The organism is Streptomyces sp. KMM 9044, from assembly GCF_024701375.2.
Taxonomy (GTDB): domain Bacteria; phylum Actinomycetota; class Actinomycetes; order Streptomycetales; family Streptomycetaceae; genus Streptomyces.
The window spans coordinates 3,225,153-3,240,520 of the sequence record NZ_CP113910.1 but is presented as its reverse complement, the minus strand read 5'-3'; the positions used below and the strand labels follow the sequence as shown (position 1 = coordinate 3,240,520).

General features: G+C 72.5%; 13 protein-coding genes. 6 read left to right on the top strand and 7 right to left on the bottom strand.

Going from position 1 to position 15,368, the window contains the following annotated elements; translation table 11 throughout:
* From cseB to HUV60_RS14460, 4 genes are all read right to left on the bottom strand, one after another.
* On the bottom strand, nucleotides 1-699 hold the full coding sequence (gene cseB / locus HUV60_RS14475; protein WP_257850850.1) for a two-component system response regulator CseB: 699 nt from the start codon (nucleotides 697-699) through the stop codon (nucleotides 1-3).
* 249 nt (nucleotides 700-948) lie between these two features.
* Nucleotides 949-1,632: a hypothetical protein gene (locus HUV60_RS14470; RefSeq protein ID WP_257850851.1), complete on the bottom strand. Its 684-nt coding sequence runs from the start codon at nucleotides 1,630-1,632 to the stop codon at nucleotides 949-951.
* The gene (locus HUV60_RS14465; RefSeq protein WP_257850853.1) at nucleotides 1,620-2,159 is read right to left on the bottom strand and encodes a SigE family RNA polymerase sigma factor; all 540 of its coding nucleotides are present in this window, start codon (nucleotides 2,157-2,159) and stop codon (nucleotides 1,620-1,622) included. Before HUV60_RS14465 ends, HUV60_RS14470 begins: the two co-directional genes overlap by 13 nt.
* Nucleotides 2,160-2,497: 338 nt before the next feature.
* Nucleotides 2,498-3,433 (bottom strand): A/G-specific adenine glycosylase, encoded by a 936-nt coding sequence (locus HUV60_RS14460; RefSeq protein WP_257850854.1) that lies wholly within the window; start codon nucleotides 3,431-3,433, stop codon nucleotides 2,498-2,500.
* A gap of 338 nt (nucleotides 3,434-3,771) precedes the next feature.
* On the opposite strand from HUV60_RS14460, the gene HUV60_RS14455 reads away from it, so the two are divergent.
* Entirely contained in the window at nucleotides 3,772-4,623 is an 852-nt protein-coding gene (locus HUV60_RS14455) for a hypothetical protein (RefSeq protein WP_257850855.1), read from the top strand.
* A 251-nt stretch (nucleotides 4,624-4,874) separates the two neighbouring features.
* Here HUV60_RS14455 and disA read toward each other — a convergent pair whose 3' ends face one another.
* A complete protein-coding gene (gene disA / locus HUV60_RS14450) occupies nucleotides 4,875-5,999 on the bottom strand; it encodes a DNA integrity scanning diadenylate cyclase DisA (RefSeq protein ID WP_257850856.1) in 1,125 nt (374 codons plus the stop codon).
* Between the two features lie 141 nt (nucleotides 6,000-6,140).
* Nucleotides 6,141-7,550: a DNA repair protein RadA gene (gene radA, locus HUV60_RS14445; protein WP_257850857.1), complete on the bottom strand. Its 1,410-nt coding sequence runs from the start codon at nucleotides 7,548-7,550 to the stop codon at nucleotides 6,141-6,143.
* 208 nt (nucleotides 7,551-7,758) lie between these two features.
* Between radA and HUV60_RS14440 the strand changes: the two genes are divergently transcribed.
* Nucleotides 7,759-9,627: a BACON domain-containing protein gene (locus HUV60_RS14440; protein ID WP_257850858.1), complete on the top strand. Its 1,869-nt coding sequence runs from the start codon at nucleotides 7,759-7,761 to the stop codon at nucleotides 9,625-9,627.
* A 57-nt stretch (nucleotides 9,628-9,684) separates the two neighbouring features.
* On the opposite strand, the gene HUV60_RS14435 is transcribed toward HUV60_RS14440, so the two are convergent.
* On the bottom strand, nucleotides 9,685-10,539 hold the full coding sequence (locus tag HUV60_RS14435) for a hypothetical protein (RefSeq protein WP_257850859.1): 855 nt from the start codon (nucleotides 10,537-10,539) through the stop codon (nucleotides 9,685-9,687).
* A gap of 95 nt (nucleotides 10,540-10,634) precedes the next feature.
* On the opposite strand from HUV60_RS14435, the gene HUV60_RS14430 reads away from it, so the two are divergent.
* From HUV60_RS14430 to ilvD, 4 genes are all read left to right on the top strand, one after another.
* Entirely contained in the window at nucleotides 10,635-11,567 is a 933-nt protein-coding gene (locus tag HUV60_RS14430; RefSeq protein ID WP_257850860.1) for a Ppx/GppA phosphatase family protein, read from the top strand.
* A gap of 250 nt (nucleotides 11,568-11,817) precedes the next feature.
* Nucleotides 11,818-12,651 (top strand): sugar phosphate isomerase/epimerase family protein, encoded by an 834-nt coding sequence (locus HUV60_RS14425; protein WP_257850861.1) that lies wholly within the window; start codon nucleotides 11,818-11,820, stop codon nucleotides 12,649-12,651.
* Nucleotides 12,648-13,298, top strand: coding sequence for a TetR/AcrR family transcriptional regulator (locus HUV60_RS14420; RefSeq protein ID WP_257850862.1), 651 nt, complete (start codon nucleotides 12,648-12,650; stop codon nucleotides 13,296-13,298). Before HUV60_RS14425 ends, HUV60_RS14420 begins: the two co-directional genes overlap by 4 nt.
* A 167-nt stretch (nucleotides 13,299-13,465) precedes the next feature.
* Nucleotides 13,466-15,319, top strand: coding sequence for a dihydroxy-acid dehydratase (ilvD, locus tag HUV60_RS14415; RefSeq protein ID WP_257850863.1), 1,854 nt, complete (start codon nucleotides 13,466-13,468; stop codon nucleotides 15,317-15,319).
* Nucleotides 15,320-15,368 lie beyond the last annotated feature (49 nt).

Here is a 15,368-nt window from a genome sequence, read left to right as displayed (position 1 = left end):
TCAGGCCTTCAGTTTGTAGCCGAAGCCGCGGACCGTCTCGATGCGGTCCTGGCCGATCTTCCCGCGCAGCCGCTGCACATGGACGTCGACGACGCGGGTGTCGCCGCCCCACCCGTACTCCCAGACACGTTCGAGCAGCCGGTCGCGGGAGAGGACGATGCCCGGCGCCGAGGAGAACTCCAGCAGCAGCCGCATCTCGGTCGGGGTCAGCGCCACCGGGGTCCCGGCCCGACGCACCTCCATGCCCACGGTGTCGATCTCCAGTTCACCGAAGGCCAGCGCGCCGGCGAGGGCCCCGGCCTCCGCTTCCTCCCGGCTGCCGTTCGCCCGGTCGAACCGGCGCAGCACCGCCCGGATGCGGGCGACCAGGACGGCACCGTCGAACGGCTTGGTCACGTAGTCGTCGGCTCCCGCCTCCAGGCCCAGGACCACGTCGATGGCGTCCGCCCGTGCCGACAGCATGATCACCGGCACCGTCGACTCGTCGCGGATGCTCCGGCACAGGCTGACGCCGTCGAGGCCGGGCACCATGACGTCGAGCAGCGCGATGTCCGGCCGGTCGGCGCGGAACGCCTCCAGGCCCGACAGCCCGTCGGGTATCGCTGTGACCGCGAAGCCGTCCCGCTCCAGGGAGAGTTGGGTGGCCTCACGGATGACGTCGTCGTCCTCGACGAACAGGACGTGGGTCTGGTCTGCCATCCTGGTGATCTCAGCTCTCAGCTCTCAGCTCTCGTGCTCGGTGCTCGGTGCTCGGTGCTCGGTGCTCGGTGCTCGGTGTTTGTGCGGTGCCGGACCGGTGCGGGGGTTTCGCCCCGCCCACCGGACGGACGCGCGGACCGCGCGGAGGGTTCATCCCCTTCATCGGACCGTGCGGCCCGCCGGTTCACGCCGCACACCCTCGCCTGTGGTCCGGGTCCCCCACTCCGGGCCGGTCCCGGTCCCCGGATCTCAGCTGCCCGGCATCGGTGCCGGCTCCGTGCCGGACACCTTGCCGTAGTCGTTGTGGGTGCGGAACTCCTCGGTGAACCGGCCCGCGGTCCAGCGGTAGGTGATCACGTTCTCGCCGGACGGGCTCGACACCGGGTCGCCCCGGTCGTACACCTGCATCGTCACCACCAGGTCCCCGCGGTCGATCTCCGCGTACACGGGGGGTTCCTCGGTCTGGAACACGTTCACGTACGCACCGCCCTGGTCGCGGTACACGTACGAACCGACGCCCACTGCGTCCCCACAGGTCAGCACGTTGACGACGACGTCGTTCGTGGTCCCCCCGGTGAGGTTGCCGTAGCTCACGTCGACGGGGTACTCGTCGCCCACGCACGGCTTCAGCTCCCGCTTGACCGCCGCCGAGACGGCCGGGTCCCCCTTGACCAGCCGCACCGCGTCCACCCGGCCCCCGGCCCCGGTCGCCGCCTCCGCCCGCGAAGGTGTGGGCAGGGCGGAGGACGAGGAGGTGGGCAGCGGGCTGACCACCGAGTCCGCGTGCGCGGGGCCCTCGTCACGGGCACCGGTGCCGCCCGTACCGCAGGCGGTGACGAAAAAGACGAGGGCGGCGAGCACGGACGTCGCCGTGGTCGCCGCCTGGGCGGTTCTCCGGACCCGCATGGGTCCCACGCCGGTCAGGCCGCGCAACGCTCCCGCTCCTCACGCTCCAGCGCGCGTACGTCCAGCTCGCGGGTTTCCAGCTCCTCGCGGAGCCGGGCGAGCGCCCGGTGCAGCGTGCTCTTGACCGTTCCGGCCGACATGCCGAGTGCGGCGGCCGTCTCCTCCGTGGACATCTGCTCCCAGTGTCGCAGCACCACCACGCTGCGCTGCTTCGGGGCGAGCACCTTCAGCACGTCCATCAGGAGGGCGCGGTCGGCGTGCTGCTCGGTGGCGTCGTCCACGCAGACGTCCGGAAGCTGCTCGGTGGGCACCTCCTCCAGCTTGCGGGCGCGCCACCACTCGGTCCGAGTGTTGATCATGACGCGGCGCAGGTAGGCGTCGGCCAGCCGCTTGTCGGCGATCCCGTCCCAGTGGCCGTACGTCCGGGCCAGCGCGGTCTGCAGCAGGTCCTGCGCGTCGACGGGATCCGGCACCAGACGGCGGGCGCTGCGCAGCAGCGCGTCCTGCCGGGTGCGGACGTACTCCTCGAACCCGAGCACCTCGCCCTGCGCCATGGTGAACCGCCTTCCGTTCCCCGTACCGGCCCGCCCGTGCGGCCCGGTCCACTGCCGTGATCCGTGGTGCTCGCGCCCCGGTGCGCTGTGCGCTGCGTTCTGCGTGTTGCGTTCTGCGTGTTGCGTGCGGGGCACGGGAACGAAGGTACGGAGGCGTTGTCACGGCACTGTGCGGAGCAGCCTGCGGCCTGCCCTCGGCTGTCCGTCGGTTGTGTAACGGAAGTAGGAACGAGGTAAAGCGGTGGGGGATTTGGGCGTCTTGTGGGTCGATGTGCGCCGCCCGGGCGGGAACGCGGAACGGCCGGGCCGGAGCCGGGCCGGAGCCGGGCCGGTGGCGGTCAGGTCAGCGGCAGCCGGTAGAGCCCGCCGGGCAGTGGTTCGACCAGACCGTCGGCGACCAGGCCGTCCAGCGCGCGGGCGCGCTGCACCGGCTCCTGCCACACCCGGTCCAGGGCCGCCTGCGGTACGGCACCGTGCGTCTCCCGGAGCACGGCCAGCAGCCGCCCGCGGACCTGACGGTCCGTACCCGCGTACGTCTGTCCCCGGCGGGGAGGGCCGTCGTGTGCCGGCTTGTCCGCGAGCCGCCAGGCGCACCGTGCGGCGATGGGGCAGCGATGGCACGACTCGTTCTTCGCCGTGCACACCAGTGCCCCCAGCTCCATGGAGGCGGCGGCCCACCGCGCGGCGGTCGACTCGTCCTCGGGCAGCAGCGCACGGGCGAGCCGGCGCTCGGCGGCCGTGGTGGCGTTCGGCGGGTACTGGACACCGGTCACCGCACGGGCGAACACCCGGCGCACATTGGTGTCCAGCACGGCGTGCCGCTGCCCGTACGCGAACGACGCCACGGCGGCGGCCGTGTACTCGCCGATGCCGGGCAGGGCCAGGAGCTGCGCGTGGTCGGCGGGTACGTCGCCACCGTGCCGTTCCGTTATGGCGGCCGCGGCGCCGTGCAGCCGCAGCGCACGGCGCGGGTAACCGAGCCGGCCCCAGGCGCGGACGGCCTCGCCGGGCGCCTCGGCGGCGAGGCCGGCGGGGCGCGGCCAGCGGGCCAGCCACTGCTCGTAGACGGGCAGGACCCGGTTCACCGGGGTCTGCTGGAGCATGAACTCGCTGACCATCACCCCCCACGCACCGGCCTCCGGGCGCCGCCACGGCAGATCCCGGGCGTGCTCGTCGAACCAGTCGATGACCGGGGAGTGGAGCGGCGCTCCGGGAGCGTGCTCGGACACGTGATCGGCAGTGCCGTCGGGCGGGGACTTCGTGAGAGCAGTCATGGCCTCTCGATCCTGCCACGACCACCGGCACGAACGGTGACATCGCCACCCCGTCGTGCCGCCGTGGCGGCCCGATCCGTGGCCAAGGCTGCAAGGGACGCGATCGCGAACACGGGGTGCCGGAGTGCGGAGCTCCCGGTGGCCGGGGCGGTCCCTGAACTCCTCGGTCACGGACCGTAAAGGGGGCGGCCGTGTGATCACACTCCGCGACCGTTGCGTGTCGTGCCTGAGGAAGAGCGGGGACGGGCGGCGGTTTCCGGGATGATGATCCGGAAAAGTTGGGCTCGCAGCGGCGGGTGGGGCCAGCGAAGGCCGGGATTTCTCGTACAGTTTGCGCCGTGGGATCTCTGCGCAATCCGGTCGGGCCGCTTCCCTCCTCCATCTACTGGCGAAGGAGGGCCGTACTGCTGTCCCTGCTGGGTGTGCTGGCGTTGCTGGTCACCTGGGTCGTCGTCTCCGGTGGCGGGGACGGCGGCGGGCACGACAACGGGGCCAACGGCAAGAATCCCACGCCCTCCACCATCACTCCGGGACCGTCGAGTTCGGGGCCGGTGATCAGTCAGGCGCCGGGCGGCCGTGACGAGTCCGGTGACGAGGAATCGGGCGGTTCCTCGTCCGGCACCGGCACCGGGGACGACGGGGCGAACGGCGACCCCGGTGACTCCGGCGGGCCGGACGGCAGCGGTTCGGACGACGGTGGCGACGGCGGGGGCAGCGCCGGCGGCGGCTCCGGGGGCGGCACGGCGGGGGTCGGTGCGGGCGACGCGCTGCCGACCGGTTCCGGGCTCCCCGACTGCACCGCGGTCGCCGTCAAGTTCAGCCTGAGCAGTGTCCGCAACTCCTACGAGCCCGACGGGAAGCCCGCCTTCCGGCTGACCGCGCGGAACATCTCCGGCAGCGACTGCAAGGTCGACCTCGGTCCGGGGAGCACGGTGCTGACGATCACTCGGGCGACCGCCGACGACACGTACTGGGCGTCGGACGACTGCCCCAGGGGCTCGGAGAGCCTGGTGTTCCGGGTGCCCGCGGACGACAGCATCACGTACACCGTGAAGTGGGACCGCAAGCCGAGTGCCCCGCGGTGCGCGACGCCTCCGGCCGGGTCGGCCGAGGCAGGCACGTACCTGGTCGAGGCGAAGGCACCGGGATTCACCAAGGTACGGACGTCCTTCGTGCTGAAGAGCGCCTGACGGCCACCCGGGCCGGAGCCACAGGGCCGGTCCGGCACGACCCGCCGGCAGCAGACCGGAGGCCGTGCCATGGAACCCGCCCTAGTGTCCTGCGCCGGGAATTCGATCAAGATGTGAAGCGAGGCGTTGAAGGATCTCGTCGGCGTCCTTCGTCTCAGAGGAAGGGCTTCGGGTTGTCGTTCCGCTGGGCGGTCCCGGCTCGTTCGCCATGAAGACAGTCTACTTATTCAACGAATCTATGACATAGGGCACTAGACGTACCGCTCCAGGATCGAGCTCTCCGCCAGCCGCGACAGGCCCTCCCGGACGCTGCGGGCGCGGGCCTCGCCGACGCCGTCCACCGTCTGGAGGTCGTCCACGCTGGCGGCCAGCAGCTTCTGCAGGCCGCCGAAGTGCTCCACCAGACGGTCGATGATCGCGCCGGGCAGCCTCGGTACCTTGGCGAGGAGCCGGAAGCCGCGCGGGGACACTGCCGAGTCCAGGGTCTCGGGGGAGCCGGTGTAGCCCAGCGCCCGGGCCACCGTGGGCAGGTCCAGCAGCTCCGCCTGGGGGAGGCCGTTCAGGTCGTGCAGGGCCTGGTCGACCGTGCGGGAGCGCTTGGCGGTGGGCTCGGGCACGTAGTCCCGCACGACCAGCTCGCGCTCCGGCTCCACACCCGCGATCAACTCGTCCAGCTGAAGGGCGAGGAGACGGCCGTCGGTGCCCAGCTCGACCACGTACTCGGCGATCTCGGTGGCGATGCGGCGCACCATCTCCAGACGCTGCGCGACCGCCGAGACGTCCCGCACGGTCACCAGATCCTCGATCTCCAGCGCCGAGAGCGTGCCGGCGACCTCGTCGAGGCGGAGCTTGTAGCGCTCCAGCGTCGCGAGCGCCTGGTTGGCGCGGGACAAAATCGCCGCCGAGTCCTCCAGGACGCGGCGGTGGCCGTCGACGTAGAGCGCGATCAGGCGCATCGACTGGGAGACCGAGACGACCGGAAAACCGACCTGCCGGGAGACCCGGTCGGCGGTGCGGTGCCGCGTGCCCGTCTCCTCGGTCGGGATCGTCGGGTCCGGCACCAGCTGGACGCCCGCCCGCAGGATCTTCGACAGGTCGGACGACAGGACTATGCCGCCGTCGAGCTTGCACAGCTCGCGCAGCCGGGTCGCGGTGAACTCGACATCCAGGACGAAACCGCCGCTGCACAGTGTCTCGACGGTCTTGTCGGAACCGAGCACGATGAGACCGCCGGTGTTGCCCCTCAGGACGCGCTCCAGGCCGTCACGCAGGGCGGTACCGGGTGCCACGGCGCTCAGCGAGGCGCGCATCAGGCGATCGGAGCCGGTACTCCCGCCGGACTTTCCGGGAGTTGCTGCCCGGTCGTTGGCTGCCACTGCACTCCTCCGGTCGCGGTGTCGGGGGCGCCCCCGCTCAGGGTCTCCCGTTCGGATCACGCCCCGCTCCCTGTCCGGCCTGATCCGGACAGGGGCCCTGACACACTCGGTTCGTACGGACGGGCGAGACCAGGGCAAAGTCTACCGGCGGTCCTCCTCGTCCCGTGGGGCGTCCCGGCGACGCGAGCGTGGAAGGACGCGCAGGGCGTCCCCTATGTCCGCGACTTCCAGAACCTTCATCCCTGACGGGATCTTGCCCGGATCGCCCGGCACGAGCGCGTGCGTGAAGCCCAGGCGGTGCGCTTCGGAGAGCCTGCGCTGCACCCCCGTCACCCGTCTGACCTCGCCCGCGAGGCCGACCTCGCCGATCGCGACCAGGTTCTTGGGCAACGGGGTGTCGCTCGCCGCCGACGCCAGGGCGAGCGCGATCGCCAGATCCGCCGCCGGCTCGGAGAGCCGCACCCCGCCGACCGTCGCGGAGTAGATGTCCCGCTTGCCCAGGGCGCTGATGCGGCCGCGCTGTTCCAGCACGGCGAGCATCATCGAGACGCGCGAGGTCTCCAGTCCCGACGTGGTGCGGCGGGGGGAGGGGATCTGCGAGTCGACGGTGAGCGCCTGCACTTCGGCGACCAGGGGCCGGCGGCCCTCCAGCGTCACCGTCAGGCAGGTGCCCGGCACCGGCTCCGCGCGGCGGGTCAGGAACAGCCCGCTGGGGTCGGCCAGGCCCGTGATGCCCTCGTCGTGCAGTTCGAAGCAGCCGACCTCGTCGGTGGTGCCGTAGCGGTTCTTGACACCCCGGACCAGGCGCAGACGCGCGTGCCGGTCGCCCTCGAAGCTCAGGACGACGTCCACCAGGTGCTCCAGCAGGCGCGGCCCCGCGATCGCGCCGTCCTTGGTGACATGGCCCACCAGCAGCGTGGACATCCCGCGCTCCTTCGAGACGCGGATCAGCGCGCCCGCCACCTCGCGCACCTGGGCCATGCCGCCCGGCGCGCCGTCGAGTTCCGGGGAGGCGATCGTCTGCACCGAGTCGAGGATCAGCAGAGACGGCTTCACCGCGTCCAGATGGCCGAGAACGGCGGACAGGTCCGTCTCGGCGGCGAGGTACAGGTGGTCGTCGATGGCGTGGATCCGGTCGGCGCGCAGCCGGACCTGGCTCGCCGACTCCTCGCCCGTGACATAGAGCGTGCGGTGCTCGTCGCTCGCCGACTTGGCCGCGGCGTCCAGCAGGAGCGTGGACTTGCCGACACCGGGCTCGCCCGCGACGAGCACCACCGCGCCGGGGACCAGCCCGCCGCCGAGCACCCGGTCCAGCTCGGGAACGCCGGTGGAACGGGCCTTGGCCTGCCGGCCGTCGACCTGGCCGATGGGCACGGCGGAGGTGGTGACCCGCCCCGGCGCCGTCGTGCGGACCGCGGGCACGCCGTACTCCTCGACCGTCCCCCAGGCCTGGCACTCGGGGCAGCGCCCGAGCCACTTCGCCGTCTGCCAGCCGCACTCGGTGCAGCGGTAGGACGGTCGGTCCTTGGTGGTCTTGGAACGGGCAGCCATGGTCGAAACCGTAGCGCCCGGCACTGACAGCCCGGCGTCCGGAGCTCGGTCACCGGCACGGTCACCGGCCCCGGGACCGGGCCGATCGCCCCGTCCCGCCCGTGGAACGAAGGGTTCCCGTCCCCGATTGAGGGATCGTTTCACCCGTACGGATTAAAAGTGCGCAGGGCTCCGGAAGGGGCCGCCCCCGGCCGCCTACGGTCGCCGAATGACGAGCAGTGGCCCGGAGATCCCGCCCCGCACGACCGGCGCACACCGGGAAGTGCGCGACCGCGGGGCCGCGCGCGCGCTGGCACACCGGCCGTCCACCTGCCACGAACCGTATCTGGACGGCCTGTTCACCTACTGCCTGTCGGTGCTGTGCGACCACGACGCGGCGACCGCAGCCCTGGCCGACGTCCTCACGCTCGCGGAGCGCCGCGGCCGGCACGTCCCGGAGGCGCCCGGGGACCGCAGGGCGTGGCTGTACGCGCTGGCCCGCTGGGCCTGCCTGCGCAAGCTGGCCGAAACCCGGCAGAAACGTCAGGTCACCCCTGTGGCGGGCCGGACCGACCGGCAGGGGGCGGCGCGGACCGCCGTCCCCGCCGTCTCCGAGGAGGTGCGGGAGCAGCGCCGCCGTGAACTGGCCCTGCTCGCCTGGCCGGAGGCGGCGGGCACCACGCCTGAGCAGCGTGAGGCGCTCGAACTCGCGGTCCGGCACCACCTCGGGGCCCACGAGGTCGCCGCCGTGCTCGGCATGCAGCCGGACGCCGCCCACGAACTCCTCGCCTCCGCCGCCTGCGAGGTCGAGCGCACCCGCGCGGCACTCGCCGTCGTCGAGACCGGCGCCTGCCCGGGTGTGGCGCATCTCACCGGCGACAACCGGCTCGTACTCAGCAGCGCACTGCGTCGCGAACTCGTCCGGCACGTCGACGACTGCCCGCACTGTCGCCGCACCGCGGGCCGTGCCATCCCCGGCCGCTGGCCCGGCAACTGCGTCACCCCCGACGCCCTGCCCGTCCTCCCGGCCCCCGGGGCGGCCCTGCGCACCGCCCTCGCACACCATCCGCGCGCGCGGCGCGGCGCGCCCCGCTTCGACCGGCGCGGCTTCCCGATGGATCCCAAGGACCGCGTCGCCCGCCGGGACCGGCTGCGCGCGCGTGCGGTCACGACGACCGTCGTCGCCACCGTCGTCGCCGCGCCCGTGCTCGCGCTGTACGCCGCCCACCGGGGCACCCCCGTCGGCGAGGGCCGGGACGGCCGGTCGGCCTCCGCGCGGCAGGACGACTCGACCGTCGGTCTCGACGGCCCGGGCGGCTACGAGAACACCGGCAACCCCGGCCCGCGGCCCGGGGGCCCCTTCGGCAGGGACGGCAAGAGCGGTCAGAACGGCAGGGCGGACGTGTCCGTGGAGGTCGTCGGGGTCACCGGCGCCGGCCACGGGGGACCCTCCGTGCTGGGCGTCACCGCCGGTCACAGCGGCGACACCACACTGATCACGCTCGCCGCGCGGGGCGTCGCACCGGTCCGCTGGTCCGCGTCGACGGGGGCGCCCTGGCTCTACCTGAGCCAGTCGTCGGGAACGCTCCGGGCGGGCCAGTCGCTGACGGTCAGGGTGTACGTCGATCAGTTGCGCGAGCCGTCCGGCCGCTGGAACGCGCGGGTGGCGGTCTCGCCCGCCGGTGCCGTGGTGACCATCGACAGCCGCGGCCATGGCGACACACCCGGCCCTTCCTTCCCGGACGCCCCGTTCCCCGGTCACTCCGAAGGCCCCGGCAGCCCGGGAAGTCCGGGAACGGCGCATCCCGCTCCCCCGGGCAGTCCGTCTCCGAGCCCCGGCGACCCGGGCGGTCCTCCGCCGTCACCCCCGGCCCCGACGCCCACGTCGCCGCCCCCGTCGGAGCCCGCCCCGAGCGACCCGCCCCCGGCGTCCGGCCCTGCGCCCGCGGAATCACCGCCCGGAGGCCCGGCCGCCCCCGCCCACCCGGCGGACACGACACCACCGCCCACCGAGGACGAGGGCACCGGTGGGGGCAGGGGCAGGGGCAGGGGCAGGGGCAGGGGCAGGGGTGGCGGTCCGAGTCCGTCCGCGTCGTGACCGCGTGGCTTTCAGGCCCGTGACCGGTGGTCCGAGTCCCGCACATCGGCGGGTGGATCAGGCGGGATCCGCCGGATGCGGTGCCAGCAGCGGGAGCTGCGAGGCCAGCCGCTCCTCGCACAGCTCGGCCAGCCGGTCGTAACCGGCCTTGCCCATCAGCTCGGTCAGCTCCGCCCGGTAGGACACGTACACGGGGTCGCCCGCGCCGTGCGCCGAGGTCGCCGACGTGCACCACCAGTGCAGGTCGTGGCCGCCGGGGCCCCAGCCCCGGCGGTCGTACTCACCGATCGACACCTGCAGTACACGCGTGTCGTCGGGCCGGTCGATCCAGTCGTAGGTCCGCCGGACCGGCAACTGCCAGCACACGTCCGGCTTGGTCTCCAGCGGCTCGCGGCCCTCCCGTACGGCGAGGATGTGCAGCGAACAGCCCATGCCGCCGGCGAAGCCCGGCCGGTTCTGGAAGATGCACGATCCCTCGAAGGGGCGCGTCTGGCGGTCACCGTCCTCGTCCTCGGAGACCCAGCCGCCCCGGATTCCCACGTCGTGATGCTGCCAGATGTCCGGTGTCAGCCTCGCCACGTGCCCCGCGACCCGCTTCTCGTCGTCCTCGTCCGAGAAATGCGCCCCCAGGGTGCAGCATCCGTCGTCCGCACGGCCCGCCTGGATGCCCTGGCAACCGCTGCCGAAGACACAGTTCCAGCGAGAGGTCAGCCAGGTCAGATCGCAGCGGAACACCTGCTCCTCGTCCGCCGGATCGGGGAACTCCACCCACGCCCGGGCGAAGTCGAGGCCCTTCTCGTCGTTCGGCGGCACCCCCGACGGACCGTCGGCCGATTCGGGGGTCTTGTTCTGCTTGACCCGTCCGGTCTTCTTGTCCGTCTTGCCGGTCTTCGCCTTTTTCGTCTTTGGCACCCGTCCAGGGTAAGTCGCCCGGATCACGGTCCTCCACCGGACCGAGTGCCCCGGAGCGGGGTCCGGGCCATGCGACGGGCAGTAGCGTTCCGTGCATGAGACTCGGTGTCCTCGACGTGGGTTCGAACACGGTGCATCTGCTGGTGGTGGACGCGCACCCCGGGGCGTGTCCGTTGCCCGCGCACTCCCACAAGGCGGAGCTGCGCCTCGCACAGCTGCTGGACACGGACGGATCGATCGGTCCCGGCGGTCTGGACCGGGTGATCCGGGTCGTCCGCGACGCACTCCAGGCCGCCGAGGACAAGGGTGTCGAGGAACTGCTGCCGTTCGCGACCTCGGCGGTGCGCGACGCCCGCAACGCCGGTGAGGTCCTGGAGCGCGTGCGCAGGGAGACCGGAGTCGAACTCCAGGTCCTCACCGGTCCGGAGGAGGCCCGGCTGACCTTTCTCGCCGCCCGCCGCTGGTTCGGCTGGTCGGCGGGAAAGCTGCTGGTCATCGACATCGGCGGTGGCTCGCTGGAGATCGCCTTCGGGATGGACGAGGAACCCGACGCCGCGGTGTCACTGCCGCTGGGCGCCGGCCGCCTCACAGGCACCCGGCTGCCCGGCGACCCGCCGGCGCCGGATGACGTCCGGGCGCTGCGCCGGCACGTTCGCACGGAGATCGCCCGTACGGTCGGCGAGTTCAGCCGCCTCGGCCCGCCGGACCACGTGGTGGCCACCTCCAAGACCTTCAAGCAGCTCGCCCGCATCGCGGGAGCCGCCCGCTCCGCCGAGGGCCTGTACGTCCCGCGCGAGCTGAAGCGCCAGTCCCTGGAGGGGTGGGCGTCGAGGCTGTCCGCGATGACCACCGCCGAGCGCGCCGAGCTGCCGGGCGTCTCCGAGGCGCGCGCGGGCCAGCTGGTCGCCGGGGCACTGGTCGCGGAGGCCGCGATGGACCTGTTCAGGGTGGAGTCCGTGGAGATCTGTCCCTGGGCGCTGCGCGAGGGCGTCATCCTGCGCCGCCTGGACCACATGGGGCCCGCGTAGCGGCATCCCGCGCGGGAGGACGGCGTACCGGGGCGGCGTGAACGCCCACCGCGCGGTGGGCGGCGAGCCGGGCCGCGCGGTGATGTCCGGTCAGCTCGGTCACACGGCGGCCTTCCGGACCGCAGGTCCCTCGAACGGACGAAGCGTCCCGTGCCCTGCGGACACGTGGCCGCGGCCACGCCGGACGGCCCCTGGCCGAAGCCGGCCGTCCGCGTCCCACCCGTCGAACACACCCCGTACGCTGTCCCTCGTGGCAGATCCAGCGGTGCGCATCCCGGATGCGAAGGTCGCTCTGTCGACGGCCTCCGTCTATCCGGAGTCGACGGCGACGGCCTTCGAGATCGCCGCGCGCCTCGGGTACGACGGTGTCGAGGTCATGGTGTGGACCGATCCGGTCAGCCAGGACATCGAGGCGTTGCGCCGGCTCAGCGACTACCACCGCATCCCCGTCCTCGCCGTGCACGCCCCCTGCCTGCTCATCACGCAGCGCGTGTGGTCCACCGACCCCTGGACCAAGCTCCAGCGGGCCCGTTCCGCCGCCGAGAGGCTCGGTGCCGCCACGGTCGTCGTCCATCCGCCGTTCCGCTGGCAGCGCCAGTACGCCCGCGACTTCGTCGACGGAATCTGGCGGATGGCGGACGAGACGGATGTGCGGTTCGCCGTCGAGAACATGTACCCCTGGCGCTACCGCGACCGCGAGATGCTCGCCTACGCCCCCGACTGGGACGTCACCAAGGACGACTACCGCCACTTCACGATGGATCTCAGCCACGCCTCGACATCCCGTACCGACACCCTCGGGATGCTCGACCGCATGGGCGACCGCCTCGGTCACCTCCACCTCGCCGACGGCCGGGGCTCGGCCAAGGACGAGCATCTCGTGCCCGGCCGCGGTGACCAGCCCTGCGCCGAGGTGCTGGAGCGCCTCGCCCACAGTGGCTTCGACGGCCATGTCGTCATCGAGGTCAACACCCGCCGCGCCATGTCCGGCGCCGAGCGCGAGGCCGACCTGGAGGAGGCGCTGGCGTTCACCCGCCTGCACCTGGCGTCGGCGGCCTCGGCGCTGCGGACACCGCGCCGATGACCGGCGCCCGCGCCCCCGGAGGCCCGGACGTGTCCCCAGGCCGCCACGGCACCGTACCCCGGCGCCGTGGCCGGCCACCGCGCACGGAGTCGGCCGACACCCGCGACCGCATCCTGGGCGCGGCCCGCGAGGAGTTCTCCGAACATGGGTACGACAAGACATCCGTGCGGGGCATCGCCAAGTCGGCCGGGGTCGACGCCGCGCTCGTGCACCACTACTTCGGCACCAAGGAGCAGGTGTTCGAGGCGGCCGTCGAGGTCGCCTTCGCCCCGGTGCTCGAGGGTCGCCAAGCGGTTCTCGACGCTCCGTTGGAGGAGGTCGGGGAGCGGATGACCCGGATGATCCTCGGTCTGTGGGAGAACCCGGTGACCCGGGCTCCGCTGCTCGCGATCATCCGGTCCGCCGTGAACAACGAGACTGCCGCCGGTGTCTTCCGTCGCCTGGTCGCCGGCCAGCTGCTGCGCCGTATCGCGGGGCAGCTCGACCTGGCGGACGCGGAGCTGCGTGCCGAGCTCGCCGCCGCCCAGCTGGTCGGGATCGCGATGATCCGGTACGTGATCAAGATCGAACCGCTGGCCTCGGCCGACCCCGAGCAGATCATCAGACGGGTGGCGCCGGTGGTCCAGGGCCACCTCACCGGCCGCTGACGCACCGTGCCCCGTCCGCTCACCGCAGCCCCGCACCCCTCGCACTGAGATGCGTATCCCGCATTACGGACGCGCCGTCCCGCGCACTGGATGACGGGCGTACGCTCGACGACAGTCAGAATTCTCTGACCCCGGCACCCCGAGAAGGTCTGAAGGAGCGAGCGACGATGCCCGAGCTGAGGTCCCGCACAGTCACCCACGGCCGCAACATGGCGGGCGCGCGCGCCCTGATGCGAGCCTCCGGCGTACCGGGTGCGGACATCGGCCGGAAGCCGGTCGTCGCCGTCGCCAACAGCTTCACGGAGTTCGTCCCCGGTCACACCCACCTCGCGCCGGTCGGCAGGATCGTCAGCGAGGCGGTCGTCGCGGCCGGCGGCATCCCGCGCGAGTTCAACACGATCGCCGTCGACGACGGCATCGCGATGGGCCACGGCGGCATGCTGTACTCCCTGCCCTCCCGCGACCTGATCGCGGACAGCGTGGAGTACATGGTCGAGGCCCACTGCGCGGACGCCCTGATCTGCATCTCCAACTGCGACAAGATCACCCCGGGCATGCTCAACGCCGCCCTGCGGCTGAACATCCCGACGGTCTTCGTCTCCGGCGGCCCCATGGAGGCAGGCCGGGCGACGCTGGTCGACGGCACGGTCCGCACGCTGGACCTGATCGACGCGATGGTGGACGCCGCCAACGACAAGATCTCCGACGCGGACGTCCTGCGCATCGAGGAGAACGCCTGTCCGACCTGCGGCTCCTGCTCCGGCATGTTCACCGCCAACTCGATGAACTGCCTCACCGAGGCCATCGGCCTGTCCCTCCCGGGCAACGGCTCGGTCCTCGCCACCCACACGGCTCGCAGGGCGCTCTACGAGAACGCCGCCCGCACGGTCATGGACATCACCCGCCGCTACTACGAGCAGGACGACGACACGGTCCTGCCCCGCAGCGTCGCCACCGTCGCCGCGTTCGAGAACGCGATGGCGCTGGACATCGCCATGGGCGGTTCCACCAACACGATCCTGCACCTGCTGGCCGCGGCCCAGGAGGCGGAGGTGCCCTTCGGCCTGACCGAGATCGACGCCCTCTCGCGCCGCGTCCCCTGCCTGGCGAAGGTCGCGCCGAACGTCGCCAAGAGCCGTACGTACTACATGGAGGACGTGCACCGCGCGGGAGGCATCCCCGCCCTGCTCGGCGAACTGCACCGCGCCGGCCTGCTGAACGAGGACGTGTACTCCGTCCACAGCCCCACCCTGGCCGACTGGCTCAAGACCTGGGACATCCGAGGCGGCTCCCCGTCCCCGGAGGCTGTGGAGATGTGGCACGCCGCTCCCGGCTGCGTCCGCTCCGCCGAGGCGTTCTCCCAGTCCGAGCGCTGGGACACCCTCGACGAGGACGACGAGGGCGGCTGCATCCGCTCCGCCGAGCACGCGTACTCCAAGGACGGCGGCCTGGCCGTGCTGCGCGGCAACCTCGCCGTGGACGGCTGCGTGGTCAAGACGGCCGGCGTCGACGAGTCGATCTGGACCTTCGAGGGCCCGGCGGTCGTCTGCGAGTCCCAGGACGAGGCCGTCGAGAAGATCCTCACCAAGCAGGTCAAGGGGGGTGACGTCGTCGTCATCCGTTACGAGGGCCCCAAGGGCGGTCCCGGCATGCAGGAGATGCTCTACCCGACGTCGTACCTGAAGAGCCGCGGTCTCGGAAAGGCCTGCGCCCTGGTCACCGACGGCCGGTTCTCCGGCGGCACGTCCGGCCTCTCCCTCGGCCACGCCTCCCCGGAGGCGGCCTCGGGCGGCACCATCGCCCTGGTCGAGGACGGCGACCGCGTCCGCATCGACATCCCGAACCGCTCGGTCGAGCTGCTGGTCGACGACGCCGAGCTGGCCCGCCGCGAGCAGGCACTGGACGGCGTGTACGCCCCGAAGAACCGTGAACGCAAGGTCTCGGCGGCCCTGAAGGCGTACGCGGCGATGGCCACGAGCGCCGACAAGGGCGCGGTGCGGGACGTATCGAAGCTGGGCTGAACCGCCCGGCTCCCACGGGGCTCACGGAACCATGGTGTTCTGTGAGCCC

Coding starts and splice junctions, on each gene's coding strand:
- HUV60_RS14440 (WP_257850858.1), top strand. CDS start 7,759: ATGACGAGCAGTGGCCCGGAGATCCCGCCCCGCACGACCGGCGCACAC.
- HUV60_RS14465 (WP_257850853.1), bottom strand. CDS start 2,159: ATGGCGCAGGGCGAGGTGCTCGGGTTCGAGGAGTACGTCCGCACCCGG.
- HUV60_RS14430 (WP_257850860.1), top strand. CDS start 10,635: ATGAGACTCGGTGTCCTCGACGTGGGTTCGAACACGGTGCATCTGCTG.
- ilvD (WP_257850863.1), top strand. CDS start 13,466: ATGCCCGAGCTGAGGTCCCGCACAGTCACCCACGGCCGCAACATGGCG.
- HUV60_RS14420 (WP_257850862.1), top strand. CDS start 12,648: ATGACCGGCGCCCGCGCCCCCGGAGGCCCGGACGTGTCCCCAGGCCGC.
- cseB (WP_257850850.1), bottom strand. CDS start 699: ATGGCAGACCAGACCCACGTCCTGTTCGTCGAGGACGACGACGTCATC.
- HUV60_RS14460 (WP_257850854.1), bottom strand. CDS start 3,433: ATGACTGCTCTCACGAAGTCCCCGCCCGACGGCACTGCCGATCACGTG.
- radA (WP_257850857.1), bottom strand. CDS start 7,550: ATGGCTGCCCGTTCCAAGACCACCAAGGACCGACCGTCCTACCGCTGC.